General features: G+C 67.9%; 14 protein-coding genes, 1 tRNA gene and 1 pseudogene. 6 read left to right on the plus strand and 10 right to left on the minus strand.

Annotated features, from left to right (window positions below):
• The first annotated feature begins 378 nt into the window (after positions 1 to 378).
• The 3 genes from tal (at position 379) to CKO41_RS03005 (ending at position 2,371) form a co-directional block, all read left to right on the plus strand.
• Positions 379 to 1,344, plus strand: coding sequence for a transaldolase (gene tal, locus CKO41_RS02995; protein WP_200253201.1), 966 nt, complete (start codon positions 379 to 381; stop codon positions 1,342 to 1,344).
• A gap of 174 nt (positions 1,345 to 1,518) precedes the next feature.
• A complete protein-coding gene (locus CKO41_RS03000) occupies positions 1,519 to 1,782 on the plus strand; it encodes a hypothetical protein (protein ID WP_200381220.1) in 264 nt (87 codons plus the stop codon).
• Positions 1,730 to 2,371, plus strand: coding sequence for a magnesium transporter (locus tag CKO41_RS03005; RefSeq protein ID WP_200381221.1), 642 nt, complete (start codon positions 1,730 to 1,732; stop codon positions 2,369 to 2,371). The genes CKO41_RS03000 and CKO41_RS03005 overlap by 53 nt, the downstream gene beginning before the upstream one ends.
• Positions 2,372 to 2,395: 24 nt before the next feature.
• Here CKO41_RS03005 and CKO41_RS19085 read toward each other — a convergent pair.
• The 5 genes and pseudogenes from CKO41_RS19085 to CKO41_RS03025 form a co-directional block, all read right to left on the minus strand.
• Positions 2,396 to 2,602, minus strand: a pseudogene (locus CKO41_RS19085) (hypothetical protein); the annotation flags it as partial.
• A gap of 5 nt (positions 2,603 to 2,607) precedes the next feature.
• Positions 2,608 to 2,805 (minus strand): hypothetical protein, encoded by a 198-nt coding sequence (locus tag CKO41_RS03010; RefSeq protein WP_200381222.1) that lies wholly within the window; start codon positions 2,803 to 2,805, stop codon positions 2,608 to 2,610.
• 191 nt (positions 2,806 to 2,996) lie between these two features.
• Positions 2,997 to 3,818 (minus strand): ABC transporter permease subunit, encoded by an 822-nt coding sequence (locus CKO41_RS03015; protein ID WP_200381223.1) that lies wholly within the window; start codon positions 3,816 to 3,818, stop codon positions 2,997 to 2,999.
• A 3-nt stretch (positions 3,819 to 3,821) separates the two neighbouring features.
• Positions 3,822 to 4,742, minus strand: a complete 921-nt coding sequence (gene nikB / locus CKO41_RS03020) for a nickel ABC transporter permease (RefSeq protein ID WP_200381224.1) — start codon at positions 4,740 to 4,742, stop codon at positions 3,822 to 3,824.
• Entirely contained in the window at positions 4,735 to 5,322 is a 588-nt protein-coding gene (locus CKO41_RS03025; protein ID WP_420826455.1) for a L,D-transpeptidase family protein, read from the minus strand. Before CKO41_RS03025 ends, nikB begins: the two co-directional genes overlap by 8 nt.
• Positions 5,323 to 6,905: 1,583 nt before the next feature.
• Between CKO41_RS03025 and CKO41_RS03030 the strand changes: the two genes are divergently transcribed.
• Both CKO41_RS03030 and CKO41_RS03035 read left to right on the plus strand, forming a co-directional pair.
• Positions 6,906 to 7,415, plus strand: coding sequence for a hypothetical protein (locus CKO41_RS03030; protein WP_200381226.1), 510 nt, complete (start codon positions 6,906 to 6,908; stop codon positions 7,413 to 7,415).
• 987 nt (positions 7,416 to 8,402) lie between these two features.
• Positions 8,403 to 10,871: a hypothetical protein gene (locus tag CKO41_RS03035; protein WP_200381227.1), complete on the plus strand. Its 2,469-nt coding sequence runs from the start codon at positions 8,403 to 8,405 to the stop codon at positions 10,869 to 10,871.
• A gap of 411 nt (positions 10,872 to 11,282) precedes the next feature.
• Here the strand turns inward: CKO41_RS03035 and CKO41_RS03040 are convergent.
• The 4 genes from CKO41_RS03040 to CKO41_RS03055 form a co-directional block, all read right to left on the minus strand.
• Positions 11,283 to 11,358 (minus strand) — tRNA-Thr (locus CKO41_RS03040).
• A gap of 150 nt (positions 11,359 to 11,508) precedes the next feature.
• Complete coding sequence (gene folE2 / locus CKO41_RS03045) at positions 11,509 to 12,345, minus strand: GTP cyclohydrolase FolE2 (RefSeq protein WP_200381228.1); 837 nt, start codon at positions 12,343 to 12,345, stop codon at positions 11,509 to 11,511.
• Positions 12,346 to 12,534: 189 nt separating this feature from the next.
• Positions 12,535 to 13,431, minus strand: coding sequence for a (2E,6E)-farnesyl diphosphate synthase (gene ispA / locus CKO41_RS03050; protein ID WP_200252010.1), 897 nt, complete (start codon positions 13,429 to 13,431; stop codon positions 12,535 to 12,537).
• Positions 13,424 to 13,684, minus strand: a complete 261-nt coding sequence (locus tag CKO41_RS03055; RefSeq protein WP_200252009.1) for an exodeoxyribonuclease VII small subunit — start codon at positions 13,682 to 13,684, stop codon at positions 13,424 to 13,426. The genes ispA and CKO41_RS03055 overlap by 8 nt, the downstream gene beginning before the upstream one ends.
• A 105-nt stretch (positions 13,685 to 13,789) precedes the next feature.
• Between CKO41_RS03055 and parE the strand changes: the two genes are divergently transcribed.
• Positions 13,790 to 15,676 (plus strand): DNA topoisomerase IV subunit B, encoded by a 1,887-nt coding sequence (gene parE, locus CKO41_RS03060; protein ID WP_200252008.1) that lies wholly within the window; start codon positions 13,790 to 13,792, stop codon positions 15,674 to 15,676.
• 401 nt (positions 15,677 to 16,077) lie between these two features.
• On the opposite strand, the gene CKO41_RS03065 is transcribed toward parE, so the two are convergent.
• Positions 16,078 to 16,401 carry a Na+/H+ antiporter subunit G gene (locus tag CKO41_RS03065; RefSeq protein WP_200252007.1) on the minus strand — a complete coding sequence of 108 codons (324 nt, stop codon included), beginning with the start codon at positions 16,399 to 16,401 and terminating at the stop codon, positions 16,078 to 16,080.
• Positions 16,402 to 16,408 lie beyond the last annotated feature (7 nt).

Below are 16,408 nucleotides of genomic sequence, written 5' to 3' on the forward strand. Positions count from 1 at the left end.
GTCAGGGTGCGCGTTCTCTAAGTGACTGCTGAATGATGGCCTTTTCGTGCAGAAAGGCCGAAAGCCCTGGTGCGGTGGCGCCGACCGCACTGCGATCCCGTCCGCTGTCGTCCAGTCCCGGCGGTCGTGGTCGCCGCGCGCAAGGCTGCCTGACATCCCTTTCGGTTTCATGACACGGCGATGAGGTTTCGATGACGGTCGCCCGCGTTCACGACGGGCGCCGCAGGGTTCAGCGGGGCGCGCGGCGTGACTGTCCAGGATCGTCATGTCGCCCTGCTATCGTCTGGCCCTGATTATGGCCCTTCGCTCGGTGCGGTGCACAACCCGCGCCCCCATCGTTGCGATTCTCGATCCGTGCTATCGAAGAGGTGTCCAGCCATGTCGCGACTCGATCAGCTCAAGACCATGACGACGGTGGTCGCCGATACCGGCGACTTCGCGGCGATCGCCGAGTACCGTCCGCAGGATGCGACGACCAACCCCTCGCTGCTCTACAAGGCGGCGCAGATGCCGCAGTACGGCGAACTGGTCGAGGAGGCCGTGCTCTATGGCCAGCGCCGCGCTGGGGACGCCCGCGAGCAGACGCTGCTGACGATGGACAAGCTGGCCGTGAACTTCGGCGTCGAGATCCTGAAGATCGTGCCCGGGCGGGTCTCGACCGAGATCGATGCCCGCCTGTCGTTCGACACCGAGGGGACGATCCGCCGCGCCGCGAACCTGATGGCGCTCTATTCCGAGGCCGGGATCGGGCCGGAGCGGGTGCTATTCAAGGTTGCCTCGACCTGGGAGGGCATCCGCGCCGCCGAGCGCCTGGAGCGGGAGGGGTTGCACTGCAACCTGACGCTCCTGTTCAGCTTCCCGCAGGCCGTCGCCTGCGCCGATGCCGGCGTGACCCTGATCTCGCCCTTCGTCGGGCGGATCCTCGACTGGTACAAGGATGCCGAGCAGGTCGCCGGCTATCCGGCCGACGAGGACCCGGGCGTTCGCTCGGTGACCCGCATCTTCAACTACTACAAGCGTTTCGGCTACTCGACCCTGGTCATGGGGGCGAGCTTCCGCAACAGCGAGGAGATCCTGGAGTTGGCCGGCTGCGATTACCTGACGATCGCCCCGACCCTGCTCGCCGAGCTCGCCGCGAGCGATGAGGAGGTGCCGCGCAAGCTCGACCCCCAGCGGGCCAAGACGATGGCCATCGAGCGCGTCGCCTTCGACGAGAAGGCCTTCCGCTGGGGCCTCAACGAGGACGCGATGGCCACCGAGAAGCTCGCCGACGGCATCCGCCAATTCGCCGCCGATACCCTCAAGCTCGAGCGTTTCGCCCGCGAGGTCCGCCAGGCCCTTTGACGGACCCCAGCCCCGGTGCGTCCAGGTACCTGAGGGTTCCTGCGCGAACCAGGGGCTGAAACCGGGATACGCGAAGCATGCGAAAGACACGGATTGACGGGCCGTCGCTGCTCGATCTTCGGGCGGTGACCGATATCGACCAGCAAGCCCGTCGGCTGCCCGAAGACCTTCGCCATGTCCCCGGATCTCCTGCAATGGCACCGCCTCTTCGGCATCGCACTCGCCGACCGCTTCACCGGCACGCCCTGGCGCGTCGAGCTGGAAAAGGAACTGGCCCTGAAGAGCCAGCGGCTGGATGCCGTCATCATCGCGCGGCGCGATCCCCCGCCACCGGACGCCACGGCCCTCGACCTGCCCGATGGCCTCGAAGGCTTGCGCGCCCACGATGTGCACCTACAAATCCCACCACGAGCCGCTCGACGCCTGGGCACTCGATGAGTTGATCGGTCACTACGTCAACGACCGCAAGCTGCTAGCTGCCCCCGCCCGCGAACGGCTGCTGCCGGAGCCGGCCTTTCAGCTCTACGCCGTGGCGACCCGCACCCCGCGCAAGCTCGTCGGCGCGCTGCCACCTGGCGCCGTGCAACCGACGGCTTGGCCGGGGGGCTATGATCTCCAGTGGGGGGCGCGCACGATCCGCCTCATCGTCCTCGGCGAGGTCGCCGAGCATCCGCGCAATGCCCCTTGGGAACTATTCAGCCTGCAACTCGACCGCCTGCGCCACGGCCTGACCCATTACCAGGCCCGCAGCGCGCCGGCCGGCGAACTGCTCTACCGCCTCTACCTGGCCTATCGCCTGGAGCTGCCGAACATGAGCGACACGATCGAAGAGTTCATCCGCGAGACCCACCGCGAGGTCATCACCCACCTCACCCCGGAAGAGCGGCGCGCCATCCTCGAGCAGACGCCCCCCGAGGAACGCCTGCGCGGTCTGCCACCCGAGGATCGCCTGCGTGGTCTGAAGCTCGATGAGCTCGACGCGAACGAACGTGCGACGCTCGAGGCGCTGCTGAAGAAGCTCAACTGAGAACCGGGGGTGCAGGCAGCCGCGTAGCCCGAGGTTGGGTCTGTAGTAGAGGATGTAGCCGGCCCGCTTGGCCTGTCCGCGCGTGACCAGCTTGCCGCGGACGACGATCCGGCCCTTGGTGAAGCCCACCTCCTCGCGGATTTGCGACATCTCGTCCCAGCCGGCATCGCGCAGTGCCGGCGTGATGAACTTGGTGCCGATGTCACGCTCCGAGAGGCTGCGCTTGTCCATGCGGGTCAGGCGCCTCGCCCGTGCGCTTGGTCCCTCCGGGCGTGCGGCTGCGCCTGGAGGCCGCCACGGCAGTGCTCGCCGAGGCCGCAGCCCGAGACGAACCCGTCGTCGTTGCCGATGCCAAGAAGCGTCGCCTCGGTCTCCGGGGCGTGGCCCGGCGAGCGGCCATCGTCATCGGCCTTGCGAACTCGAATCCTGCCCATCTTGTGCACTCCATGTCCGCCGCAGTGCCCGGAATGCTACAACAAAGCCGGGTTGGACGGCGGCGTCGGTCGCGGCGCCTCGGCGGCCTCGGTGCCGGGACCGCCGGCCTCCCGCATGGCCTCCGGGTTCTCGGCGCCTCGGGAGACATCGGGCGCGTCCCATACCCGCGTTCGGTTCGAACAGGCCAGGATCAACCGGGCTCAGCGCCGCGCGCCCCGCGCACGTCGAGGCGATCGCGCAGCGCATCGCCGAGCAGGTTGATCGCCAACACGACGAGCAGGATCGCGAGCCCCGGGCCCAGCACCAGGTGCGGGGCGACCAGCATGTAGCCGACGCCGTCGCGGATCATGCTGCCCCAGGAGGCGGCCGGCGGTTGCACGCCGAGGCCGAGGAACGACAGGCCCGCCTCGGCGATCACGGCCCCGGCGACGCCGAAGGTCGCCTCGACGATCAGCGGCGCGAGGGCCAGCGGCAGCAGGTGGCGGGCCAGGATCCGGACGGGGCCGGCGCCCAGGGCGCGGGCGGCGAGGACGTGATCGCGCTGCTTGAGCGATAGGATCTGGGCGCGCGCGAGCCGCGCATAGCCGACCCAGCCGACCACCGACAGCGCGATGACGACGTTGCCGAGCCCAGGGCCGAGGATCCCGGCCAGTGCGATCGCGAGCAGGATGCCGGGGAAGGCGAGGAAGACGTCGATCACGCGCACCAGGACCAGGTCGACCCAGCCGCCGACATAGCCGGCGACGGCCCCGATCAGGGTGCCGACGAGCGCCGAGACGGCGACCACGCCGAAGCCGACGAGGAGGGCGGTGCGGGCGCCGACCAGGAGCCGGTCGAGGACCGGCCGCCCGAGGTCGTCGCAGCCGAGCCAGGCCGCGGGGGATGGCGGGGCCAGGATCCGCGGCAGGTCGATCCGATCGGGCGCGAGCGGCAGCCAGGGGGCCGCCAGCGCGGCCAGCGCCCAGAGGCCGACGACGAGCGCCGGCAGCAGCACCGACCAGCGCGGGGTCACCGGTCAGCCCAGGCGGATGCGCGGATCGACCCAGGTATAGACCAGGTCGGTCAGCGCGTTGACGGACAGGTAGGCGAGGCTGATCAGCAGCACGCAGGCCTGCACGACCGGGTAGTCGCGGGCGTGGATCGCATCGATCAGCAGGCTGCCGACCCCGGGCCAGGCGAAGACCGTCTCGGTGATCACCGCGCCGCCGAGGAGCCCACCCAGTTGCAGGCCGATCAGCGTCAGGACCGGCAGCCAGGCGTTACGCAAGGCATGGCGCCACAGGACCGTGATCGGCCCCAGGCCCTTGGCCCGGGCGGTGCGGATGTAGTCCTCGCCGAGGACCTCGAGGACGCTCGCGCGCACCATCCGCGTCAGCACGGCGGCGAGCCCGGTGCCGAGCGTCACGGCCGGCAGGATCAGGCTCGCGAGGCCGTCGCGGCCGCTGACCGGGGTCCAGTCGAGCCACAGCGAGAAGACCAGGATCAGCAGCGGGCCGAGCCAGAAGTTCGGGATCGCGATGCCGAGGAGCGCCAGGCCGGTCGCGCCGCCATCGAGCGGGCCGCCGTGGCGGGCCGCGGCCAGCACGCCGAGCGGGATCGCGATGACGAGCGCCAGCGCGAGCGCCGCGATCGCCAACTCCAGCGTCGCCGGCAGGCGCTCGGCGAGGAGCTCGGCGACCGGACGGCGTTCCTGGAACGAGACCCCCAGATCGAACCGCGCGAGGCGCGCCAGATAATCGACGTACTGCTCGCCGAGCGGCCGGTCGAGGCCGAGCGCCGCGCGCAGCGCCACGCGGTCGGCGGGCCGCGCGCCCTCGCCGAGCATCGCCTCGACCGGGTCGCCCGGCACCAGATGGATCAGCAGGAAGACCAGCGTGCAGACCCCGAGCACGACGACCGCTGCCGAGGCGAGGCGGGCGGCAACGGCCTCAAGCATCGCCGTCCCCGCCGGCGCGGATCTCGACCGGGGTCCCGGCGGCGACGCGCGGGAACAGGTCGAGCAGGTCGGCATTGCGCATCCGGATGCAGCCGTGCGAGCGCGCCACGCCCATCGGCTCGCTGTCCGGGCAGCCATGGATATAGATGAAGCGGCGCAGCGTATCGCACGCCCCGCCGCGGTTGCGCCCCGGCTCCAGACCGGTCAGCCAGAGGATCCGGGTCAGGATCCAATCGCGCTCCGGGAAGCGCGCGGCGAGTTCCGGGCCATAGACCTCGCCGGTCGGGCGGCGGCCGCGAAAGACCGCGCCGACCGGGCAGCCGGTACCGATCGCGATCCGCACCCGATGCCAGCCGCACGGCGTGCAACCGCTGCCGTTGCGCTCGCCGGGGCCGTTCGCGCCGGTCGAGACCGGATAGCAGGCGAGCGGCCGGCCGCGCTCGCGTAGCACCAACGTCTGGGTCGCGAGGTCGACATGCAGCGAGCGGCGCCGCGCGAGCGCCTCGCGCAATGGCCGCGGCAGCGCCCAGCGTTCGGCCTCGGCGGCACTCGGTGCGGTCGGATGGTTCGAGGAGGGCAGTGGGGGCATGGGCGGGTGGTCATCAATGGTCGGTTATCCGGGCGGCGCGGGCCTCTGGTCCCTGATCCGAATCCCTGGTCCCGAAGCCCTGCCTCGCGGCCTTTGGGCCTCGTACCTCGACGCCTCCCGAATGCTATCCTTTCCCGTCGATGCTTTCACGTTCGGCCTGGGATGGTCTAAGCTTGGATACGATTTCGCAGGGAGAGCTTTCTATGATCGTTGCGAACCCCGCCTCGGCCCAGTCCCCCACTCGACCGGGGTTGGCCCGCCACCTGACCGGCGTCGGTGAATGGTTACGCATCGGCGAGGCCGCCATCCTGGCTGCCGACGCCCGAGACGAATGGATCGAAGGGGAGATCATCGACAGACCGGCAATCGGCCCCGCGCATGCCGGCGAGGCCCACCGCTCGACCGCTATCCCGTGCGAAGCGGTGCACGATAGGGCCGGCGGGTCCGAACGGAATTCAATCCCTCTCGGCCGCTTCTCTGCACCCCGGCCCGACGTGGCCGTCTCGCGCCATCGGGATGACGACTATGAGCCATCGCCCCCCGCGGCGCCGGGCGTCTTGTCCCTGATCGAGGTCGCAGATATCCAACTGGCTACGACTGCGGCAGCAAGTTTACGCCGTGCGCCCGCTATCGGATCCTGGCGGTCTGGATCGTCGACGTCCCCAGCCGACTGGACATCCACTGGGCCCCGGATGGCGCCAGATACAGGAGGATACAAGCCCCAGTTCTGGGCATCCGAGGTATCCAGCGTCCAGATCGCCACCCTCCCGCGGTCGATCCTGCACCAGGGGCCTCTAGTGGAGATGATGACGGTGCAGGCATGTCGAGTCGCTCTCATCGGCGCCCGACCTGATTAGCCGGCCGATTCAGCGTCTCGGCTCTCCTGCCGGGAGAAACTGATGGAGCATTGGCAATGATGCCAATCCAATGAGCACAGGAAGCACATCAGACCGCGGCAGTAGGCCATCAGGCGCCACTGCTCATCCGGCACCCTTCGCCTTTCCTCGTCGTCTTCTGGCCATGACCGGTCGGGAAGGCGATGTGCGGCAGTGGCGACTTTGCCGCTGTCTCGAGGGCACCTTGAAAAACTCAAGGTGCCCGCGCGGGGCAAGGATGCCCCGCTATGCTCATTCGCCTAAACGACTGAAAATGAAGCGAAACGATAATCGAATTCTCGCTTCTTGCCTTGAAAGGAAGGCCCGGATGGCAATGTTTCAAGGTCCCCCTAATGGATCGGCACTGCGGGACTCGATAGCCCCGAGAGGCCTCGCCTTCTTCGCGCAGCGAGCCTGGCGCCGAGGTTCGTGACCTGACTGAATGATGTGGACTCGGATCCTGACTGAATACGTGGCGAGTTGCGCAAGGACGGCGGCGTGGTCAGCCCCGGCCTGGCATCCCCGGTGGTGATATCGGGTTCGATCTGTCCGGGATAGGGCTAGTGCTGGTCTATGGCATGGCGCGGGCCGCGGTGTTAGTCCGTGCCCGACGGATTCGATATTCTGTTGTTTTCTATTTCGCCGAGTTGGGGTGAAGGTAGCTTGGGATTGAGTTGTCACTCGAAGAGGAGCATTGAGATGCAAAAAGTCGGAAAAGCAATCGTGGATATGGGCATCGTCACTTCCGTCGTCTTCGCCGTTTCTTCTTTTGCCGTTACGGCCAAGGCTGTGGAATGCGACCCCGAGCCAACTGATATGTTCGTGGAGTATAGTGAAAGTATCACATGCGACATCAACCCAGAGGCAGACACGGACATCTTTCGCATCGTAGGGGGCGCGGGCGACAGGGTCCTCATTGAGGCCCTCGATGATGACCCGGATCGATTTCAGACCTCGATCTATCTCGTTGCGCCGGACGGGGCTACCGTGAAATCCGGTTATCGGAGTATAGAGGCGACCTTGCCAGAAACCGGGACCTATACCGCGCGCGTCCACGACACGGGACATGACGACACGGGAGACTATGTGTTCACAACCTATTGTCTTTCAGGTGCTTGCTCTCCCATCCCACCTGAGGTTTGTGACCAAAACGGTGATGGGCAGTTTACTGGCAAGGATGCGATAGAATTCTGGAAGAGTTGCCGGTAAGCGGACCGCGATTCGCAGACGGCCAGGGTCTCTCAAAAAAGGAACTGGGTGCGATGAGGGACGATTCACTCAGTGATCACCTTGGCGGCGTCGGTCGGGTTAGGCGCGCGCACGGCATTCCATGCGACAGAATGGGTTGCGCGCGCCGTAACCCGACAGGTGGCGCTGTATCTTTCACGATAGCCAATGCGCCGGTCGTTTCTGAACGATTTGGTTCGGGCCGGTTCGGTGTTGCCGATGGCGTCGTTGTTCAGAGTGCGTGTTTGTCACGATTTCGGATCGTTCCGTGCGGGGGCGGCGTCTGTGCCTGGATCCCGCCGGCGACTCTGCGTCGGCCGGCCGATGCGTGGAGACCCTGTCGGCCCTCGACCGGGATGGCGCGGAGTGGCTGACCGACGAAGATCGGGAATGGGACTACAGGAATGTCGGCGGTTCTCCGGCGGCGGGCTCGGGTCGATTCAAGGACTATTTCGGGGGACGCGGGCGCTGCCTGGTCGGCTGATCCGCCTTGCGCAGAGGCGATCGCGGCCGCGGAGGCCCGTGCCCTGTTGCGAACCCCACAGATCCCGGGGGCGTTGAGCGGTGCATCCGCATCGCTGCATCCGGCACGGGGCGTAGGCAGGGGCCGTTCTCCATGCGGCGACAACCTCGCTGCCCTGATCTGCGAGGTGCCGCGCCGACGCGGGTCGGGGTATGCAGGCGCGTTGGGATGCCGCGGGGATGGGTGCGTGGGGCCGTTTGTTCGTCATCGTTTTCACTTCACTGATGGGAAGCGTTATGTCGCAGAGAAACAACATTCGACTGGGCGGTCGCCTTGTCTTTCGACCGGCCGACTCAGTGGCGCGACGCCGGTATCCGGCCATCGCTGAAAGAAAACTGAGCGATGGGCCAACCCTGCCGTTTCGTGACAACGAGGACCCTTACCTACCGCATCTCCAGCCTGACCTCGACGACCCTGCGCCCGCACTGCAGGTCTCCAGGCGGCGCATGGAGATGCTCGCGCGCCTGCCCCGGCCCAAGCTCATGCCCAAGGGTGGCGGCTCGGGGGGCGGCGGGCCGACCTGCGTGCCGCAGTGGAACTCGGTCGCGCTGTTCTTCAACTTCTCCGGCGGGACCTCGCCAGCCGGTTATGCCAACACGTCGGTCGCTGCGGCCAAGGCCTTTCTCGACGAGGGTGCCGACCCCTGCTCGCCCGGTATCAGCGAATCGCTGTGCTGCTACTGGTCGGCGCTGAGCTATGGCAGGCTCGCCTTCGGGCTCGATACGCCGCGGGCCGCCAATGGCGATCCGCTGATCCCTTCCGTCACGGTGCCGTCGGGCGGGGCGTTAGATTGGGGTGCGCTGATCCAAAAGTGCATCGAGGCCAACCCGGAGGCCGTGTGGAGGGCTGCTGGCCAACTGACCGAAGGCGGCAAGCGCTGGATCCCGTCGGTCGCGCTGATCCAGAACTACGACGTCGGCGCGAGCGCCGGCTTCTGGGGTTTCGAGATGAGCACCGGCGGCCACACCTACCTGATCGGCGACATCACCCACATCCGCTTCGGTCTGGACAAGTGGGTGCCGTCCGATGCGCCGAGCAAGGTGGGCCGCAGCTGGTGGGGTACGCTCAACCATGAGTACGCGCACAATTTCCTCGAGTTCGGCGACCTCTACGGGCCGCAAGGCTGCACCGGCTACTGGGATCTGCTCGGCGACAACTCCCCTCCGGGGCGCATGTCCGAGGTCAGCTCGCCGATCAAGCAGCGCGTCGGCTGGTTGGAGTACGTGCAGGTCATCCAGGGTCCGACCTTCGTCGCCCAGCCGATGAAGCTGCGTCCATACACGACCACCGGCGAGGCGATCAAGGTCATCCCGGACCCCGTCAACACCCCGCACGAGTACTTCGTGCTCGAATTCCGCAAGAGCACCGGCGACGAGGTCTGGCGCCCCGACGGGGCCCTGGCGGACGCCGGCCTGTTCATCATCCACATCAACGAGCGACTCGGCATCCCCAGCACCTGGCTGCTGCGGGAGGCGCCCTATTTCGACCCCGAATTCGCCGACTATTCGCACCGCGGGGCCACGGACTGGAGCGGCCATGACGACCTCGCCCACAAGGTGTTCCCCTACGGCATCAACAATTCGTTCACGCCTCAGACCAAGCCCAACAGCAACCTCTACGGCGGCCGGCGCTCGGGCGTGTGGATCACCAACATTGCGGTCCAGGGCGACGAGGTCCGTTTCACGCTGGAGCTCAAGGGCCTGCAGTCGACGGTCGCCTGGAACGTGAGCGCGGCCGACCGGGCCCTCGCCGGGCGCTTTACCACCGCCGCCACGAGCGAGGGCGAGGAATTGTTCATCCGCAACGACGACCATGCCGCGCTGCTCGTTCATCGCCAGGCGCAGTGGCTGGTTGCGCGGACGCACGACGACTGGATCGGTGGCTGGAACCTGGGTCCCGGGGACCGGGAGCTGGTCGGTGACTTCGACGGTGACGGCCGCGACGAGATCTACATCCGCAGCGACGACTACGCCGGCATCATCGCGTGGCAGACCAGCCATTTCCGCACCGTCACCGTCCAGCACGACTGGATCGACCAGTGGAATCTCGGCAAGGACAACTGGGAGCGGGTCGGCGATTTCGACGGTGATGGCGCTGCCGAGGTCTATATTCGCAGCCCCGAGTGGGCCGGGATCATCAAGCTCGTCGCCGGGCAGTTGCGGCTGCTCTCGATCCAGCACGACTGGATCGACCAGTGGAATCTCGGCAAGGACAACGAGGAATTCGTCGGCGCCTTCCGCAGTGCGGGCGTCGATGAGATCGCGATCCGCAGCCCGGAGTGGCTGGGCCTGTTGCGCTACGATGGCGCCGGCCGGTGCCTGCGCCTGGTCAGGATCCAGCACGACTGGGTGGACGGCTGGAACCTGGGCAAGGTCGATCAGCACCATGTCGGCGACTTCGACGGCGACGGCCTGGATGAGATCTACATCCGCAGCCCGGAGTGGGCGGGGGTGCTCAAATGGGTTGGCGGCCGGTTCCGGGTGCTGTGGATGACGCAGAATGCCATCCCCCACGAGGAGGGCGATCCGGCTTACGCCCAGGCCCTGACCAAGGATGACCGCAGCTATGTCGGGCGCTTCCGGACCGACCGCGACGGGATCTTGCATCGGCACAAGGACGGCGTCGCCGTGCTCCTGTGGTCCGATGGGCAGATGAAGGTCGCGCAGCGCCTCGACAGCCGCTTCGACGATCGCTGGAACCTCGGCGCCGACGACAAGTTTGTGCTCGGCGACTTCCATCGCGTCGGCACCGATATCGTCGACACCGGCCTGCACTACATCGTCGACGGCATCACCGACGTGTTCATCCACAACGGCTGGGGTACGGGGATGATCGGTGTCAACCCGTTGCCCGACCGTGCGGCGCAATTCGGGCTCACGTGGATCCAGCAGGGCAAGCTGTTGGCCGACGATTGAACCTAGAAGCGGCAGTTGGACGGTGCCCGAGGTGCGCCGCGCGGGGTGTCCGACAAGGCCCAAGGAGGCGTTGCCGGGATCACCCACTGTTGACCGAGCGGGGAGCGGCGGCGCTCTATCCGGCCGCGGAAATGCGACGACGCGAGCACGGCCCCCGCTTTTCGCGCGACAGCTGAACGGCGCCGTCAGCTTCCAGCAGCTTACAGCCGCCTGCCGCCGGCGCCGACCGGTCGACGCCCCAATCCGCGCTTCATGGAGCGGTGGAGCCTGCGGCCAAACGGCGCCGAATCGCCCGCGAGATCCCACACGGGGTCGGGTAGGCCGGCTGTCGGGTTGGCCCCGCGGGGCGTCACCCGACAGCCGGCAACGCGGCGCCCACCGAGGGTGACGTGGTCAAGTGAACGGATTTTTTGGAGCTGGCGGACGGATTCGAACCGACGACCTGCTGATTACAAATCAGCTGCTCTGCCAACTGAGCTACGCCAGCTTGCGAGGTGTGCACCGGGCGAAGTCGCCGGTGCGCAGGTGGGGCGGCCGCGTGTCGGACCGCGGCGGCAATATCGGTGAAAGCTGGGGACCTGTCAAGGCGAGGTCTCGCGCCAGCGTACGGCGATGCGGCCGAGCAGGCGGGTTCGGGCTAGGCGTTCGGACCTGTGGTCTCGGCCTCCTTGTCGCGCTCGATCAGGGCGTAGGCCGAGTGGTTGTGGATGGACTCGAAGTTCTCCGCTTCGACGACATAGGCGCCGACGCGTTCGTCGGCGTTGAGCCGGGCGGCGACGTCGCGGACCATGTCCTCGACGAACTTCGGGTTGTCGTAGGCCCGTTCGGTGACGAATTTCTCGTCCGGCCGTTTGAGGAGGCCGAAGATCTCGCAGGACGCCTCGCGCTCGACCAACTCGATGATCTCCTCGACCCAGATGAAGCCGCGGTTGCGGACCTGGACCGTGACGTGCGAGCGCTGATTGTGGGCGCCATAGGCCGAGATCTCCTTCGAGCAGGGGCACAGGCTGGTGACCGGCACGACGACCTTGATGTGCATCTCCGGCGCGCCGTCGCGGATCTCGCCGATGAAGGTCACCTCGTAGTCGAGGAGGCTGCGCACCCCGCTGACCGGCGCCCGCTTGGCGATGAAGTAGGGGAATCGCATCTCGATGTGGCCGGCCTCGGACTCCAGGCGCTCGGCCATCTCCGCGAGCATCTCCTTGAAGGAGGCGACGCTGATCTCCTCCTCGTGGCCGTTGAGGATCTGCACGAAGCGCGACATGTGCGTGCCCTTGAAGTTGTGCGGCAGGTACACGTACATGTTGAAGGTGGCGATCGTGTGCTGCTCGCCGTTGGTGCGGTCGCGCACGCGCACCGGATGGCGGATGTCCTTGATGCCGACCTTGTCGATCGCGATTCGACGGCTGTCGCGGCTCGACTGGACGTCGGCGATGGGGGCGGTGATCGGCGTGCTCTTGCGCGCTGCTTCCACGGGCTCGATTCCTCGACGAAAGATGGTGGGGGCCGGCGAGACCGGCGCCCCGTAGCGGGCATTGACGGAGCCCTGCGAAGCTGACGAAAACGTCCGGCCGCACCTTGGCGGCATCGCGGCGGATCGCTCTTCACCGGCGGAAATGGGGGCCGGTGCGGCCAACCCAAGGCCGCCAGGGGCGAGGCGGGGTCAGTGGTCGCGCTGGACCATGTAGTCGGCCAGCCAGCGCAGCGGGGCCGATGCCTGCGGATCGAGGCCGGCGAGGCTCTCGAGCGCGTCGTCGATCAGGGTCGCGGCGGCCTCCTTCGCCCCGGCCAGACCGAGGAGCGCCGGATAGGTGGCCTTGTTCTGGTCCTGATCCTTGCCCTGGGTCTTGCCGATGACCGCCGTCTCGCCCTCGACGTCCAGGATGTCGTCGCGGATCTGGAAGGCGAGGCCCAGGCACTTGGCGTAGTGGTCGAGTCGCTGGGCGACCTGCGGATCGAGGCCGGGCAGGGCCTGGGTGGCCATCTGCACGCCGGCACGGATCAAGGCCCCGGTCTTGTGGATGTGGATGCTCTCGAGGCTGACCCGGTCGAGGGTCTGGCCCTCGGCGGCGAGGTCCATCGCCTGGCCGCCGACCATGCCGCGCGAGCCGCTGGCGCGCGCGAGGGCGTCGACCATCGCGAGGCGCGACTCGACGGAGAGGCCCTCGGCCGAGGCCAGCGTCTGGAAGGCCAGGGTCTGGAGGGCGTCGCCGGCGAGGATCGCGGTGGCCTCGTCGAAGGCCTTGTGGCAGGTCAGGCGACCGCGGCGCAGGTCGTCGTCGTCCATCGCCGGCAGGTCGTCGTGGACGAGTGAGTAGGCGTGGATCAGTTCGACGGCGCAGGCCGGGGCATCGACCCGCTCGGGCGCCAAGCCGATCGCCTGGGCCGTGGCGTAGACGAGGGTCGGGCGGATGCGCTTGCCGCCGCCGAGCGCCGCGTAGCGCATCGCCGCATGCAGGTAGCCGGGCTGGATCTCGGCCTTGGGCAGGCAGCGCTCCAGGGCCGCCTCGACGCGGGCCTGGCATTGGGCGGTGAAGCTCGAGAGCGGGGACTCAGTCATCGGTTGCGAAGGGCTCCAGCGGGGCGTCGACGCTCTGCTCGGTGAGGATGCGGATCCGCTGCTCGGCGGAATCCAGGGCCTGTTGGCAGCTGCGCGTCAGGGTCACGCCGCGGGCGAAGAGGGAGAGGGACTGCTCGAGCGTCAGGTCGTCCTTCTCCAGCCGATCGACGAGGGTCTCGAGCTCGGTCAGCGACTCCTCGAAGCTTGGCTGGGGTGGCTCGGCCGCAGCGTGCTTTGCGTTTGTGTCAGTCATCCCGGATACGGTAACTTACGAGGGTTTTACGGTCAATTCGCACCGCCGCGCGGCTGTCCGCCCGTTTTTGAGCAGCCCCCACCAAGCAGATCCCACCAGGAGCCCATGAGCGGCAACTACGACGCCTCGGCGATCGAGGTATTGAGCGGACTCGACCCGGTGCGCAAGCGCCCGGGCATGTACACCGACACCACCCGGCCGAACCACCTCGCCCAGGAGGTCATCGACAATGCCGTCGACGAGGCGATGGCGGGTTTCGCCCGACGGATCGATGTCGTGCTCCACGGCGATGGGTCGCTCGAGGTCGGCGACGACGGGCGCGGCATGCCCGTCGATCGGCACCCGGGGCTCGGTCTGCCCGGGGTCGAGGTCATCCTCACCAAGCTCCACGCCGGCGGCAAGTTCTCTCACGACAGCTACCGTTACGCTGGCGGTCTGCATGGCGTCGGGGTGTCGGTCGTCAACGCCCTGTCGCGGCACCTCGAGGTCTGGGTCAAGCGCAACGGGCGCGAATACAACATGGCCTTCGCCGACGGCGAGAAGCGCACCGAGCTGGAGGAGGTCGGCACCGTCGCGCGCGGCCACACAGGCACCCGGCTGCGCTTCTGGCCGGACCCGAAATACTTCGACACGCCCAGGTTCGCGGTCCGCCCGCTGACCCACCTGCTGCGCGCCAAGGCGGTGCTCTGTCCGGGGCTGACCGTGCGTCTCCGCGACGAGACGAGCGGCGAGGAGCAGGTCTGGTGCTATGAGGATGGGCTCAAGGACTACCTGGTGCAGAGCCTCCTCGGGGCCGAGCTCGTGCCGGGCGAGCCCTTCACCGGCGATCTGGAGGGGCCGAACGAGGCCGCGAGCTGGGCGCTGGCCTGGCTGCCCGAGGGCGGCGACCTGGTGACCGAGAGCTACGTGAACCTGATCCCCACCGTCCAGGGTGGCACCCACGTCAACGGGCTGCGCACCGGTCTGACCGAGGCGGTGCGAGAGTTCTGCGAGTTCCGCAACCTCCTGCCGCGCGGCGTGAAGCTTGCGCCAGAGGATGTCTGGTCGCGGCTGTCCTACATCCTCTCGGTCAAGCTCCTCGACCCCCAGTTCTCCGGCCAGACCAAAGAGCGCCTCTCCTCGCGCGAGAGTGCGGCCTTCGTCTCCGGCGTCGTCAAGGACGCCTTCAGCCTGTGGCTCAACCAGCACGTCGCCGAGGGCGAGCGGATCGCCGAGCTGGCCATCGGTGCCGCCCAGGCGCGACTGCGCGCCGGACGCAAGGTGACCCGCAAGAAGGTCACCCAGGGGCCGGCCCTGCCGGGCAAGCTCAAGGACTGCACCTCGACCGACCCGGAGCGCAGCGAACTCTTCCTGGTCGAGGGCGACTCGGCCGGCGGGTCGGCCGCCCAGGCCCGCGATCGCGAATTCCAGGCGATCATGCCGTTGCGCGGCAAGATCCTGAACACCTGGGAGGTGGACCCGATCGACGTGCTCGGCTCGCAGGAGGTCCACGACATCGCCGTGGCCATCGGCGTCGACCCGGGCAGCGACGACCTGTCGCGGCTGCGCTTCGGCAAGGTCTGCATCCTCGCCGATGCCGACTCCGACGGGGCGCACATCGCGACCCTGCTCTGCGCGCTGTTCCTGCGCCACTTCCGCCCGCTGGTCGAGGGCGGTCACGTCCATGTCGCGATGCCACCGCTCTACCGGATCGACGTCGGCAAGCAGGTCTTCTATGCCTTGGACGACGCCGAGCGGCAGGGGATCCTCGATCGCATCGCCGCCGAGAAGATCAAGGGCAAGGTCAGCGTGCAGCGCTTCAAGGGGCTGGGCGAGATGAACCCGGCGCAGCTGCGCGAGACGACCATCCACCCGGATACCCGCCGCCTCGTGCAGCTCACCGTCGCGGCCGAGGACGGCAGCGGCGAACTGATGGACATGCTGCTCGCGAAGAAGCGCGCCGCCGACCGCCGCGCCTGGCTCCAGAGCAAGGGCGACCTGGCCGAGGTCTGAGCCACCCGGCTCGCGCCGATGCATCGGTCGGATGGGCCAGCGAAGGGGCCGGCTTACCGTGAAACATGGCACCGCGTGTCGCCTTGCGGCGCGCGCAACCCGTGCCTGCCCCTAGCAGGCCGTGCCGGCGCACTCGACCCGACGCGGCTCACGGGCCATCGGTGTAGGTGCGGCTTCAGCTGCATGAAGGCCGCCGCCCTGGCGGATTGTGTTTGCGGCTGAAGCCGCACCGACAGCGCACGTCACCGCCGATCGGTCTGCGCTGGAGGCCCATCGGGTGACCGCGGAACATCCCGTTTCAGCTTTGGGGGTGCGGCCACGCCTGCATGCCCGTTGGGCGCGCCGGCACGGCGGTTCCGGAGAAACAATGGCTTGGCGCGTGCGGCAACCCGACGGGCGGCTCAACGCTCGAAGCGCGGCGGGACCCGGCTGCGCGTCGTCACCTTGCGATGGATCGCCGCCTTCGCGAGGAGCATGGCGCTGATCGGGGCGGTCATGAACAGAAAGAGCGCGATCAGCGCCTCGTGCAGGCTGAGGCCGGCCGAGCGTGCGCTGAAGTAGATGACCGAGGCGATGAGCACGCCGCCGATGCCGAGCGTCGTCGCCTTGGTCGGACCGTGCAGGCGGGTGAAGAAGTCCGGCAGGCGGGCGAGCCCGATCGAGCCGACCAGCGCGAAGCTGGCCCCGACCAAGAGGAAGAAGGAGACGATGAGCTCGATCAGCATGGTCGCA

The organism is Thiococcus pfennigii (assembly GCF_016583835.1).
GTDB lineage: Bacteria > Pseudomonadota > Gammaproteobacteria > Chromatiales > Chromatiaceae > Thiococcus > Thiococcus pfennigii.

Excerpts from the sequence above, each read along its gene's own strand:
- tal (WP_200253201.1), top strand. The coding sequence starts at position 379 with ATGTCGCGACTCGATCAGCTCAAGACCATGACGACGGTGGTCGCCGAT.
- CKO41_RS03000 (WP_200381220.1), top strand. The coding sequence starts at position 1,519 with ATGTCCCCGGATCTCCTGCAATGGCACCGCCTCTTCGGCATCGCACTC.
- CKO41_RS03005 (WP_200381221.1), top strand. The coding sequence starts at position 1,730 with ATGTGCACCTACAAATCCCACCACGAGCCGCTCGACGCCTGGGCACTC.
- CKO41_RS03010 (WP_200381222.1), bottom strand. The coding sequence starts at position 2,805 with ATGGGCAGGATTCGAGTTCGCAAGGCCGATGACGATGGCCGCTCGCCG.
- nikB (WP_200381224.1), bottom strand. The coding sequence starts at position 4,742 with ATGCTTGAGGCCGTTGCCGCCCGCCTCGCCTCGGCAGCGGTCGTCGTG.
- CKO41_RS03030 (WP_200381226.1), top strand. The coding sequence starts at position 6,906 with ATGCAAAAAGTCGGAAAAGCAATCGTGGATATGGGCATCGTCACTTCC.
- CKO41_RS03035 (WP_200381227.1), top strand. The coding sequence starts at position 8,403 with ATGGAGATGCTCGCGCGCCTGCCCCGGCCCAAGCTCATGCCCAAGGGT.
- ispA (WP_200252010.1), bottom strand. The coding sequence starts at position 13,431 with ATGACTGAGTCCCCGCTCTCGAGCTTCACCGCCCAATGCCAGGCCCGC.
- CKO41_RS03055 (WP_200252009.1), bottom strand. The coding sequence starts at position 13,684 with ATGACTGACACAAACGCAAAGCACGCTGCGGCCGAGCCACCCCAGCCA.
- parE (WP_200252008.1), top strand. The coding sequence starts at position 13,790 with ATGAGCGGCAACTACGACGCCTCGGCGATCGAGGTATTGAGCGGACTC.
- CKO41_RS03065 (WP_200252007.1), bottom strand. The coding sequence starts at position 16,401 with ATGCTGATCGAGCTCATCGTCTCCTTCTTCCTCTTGGTCGGGGCCAGC.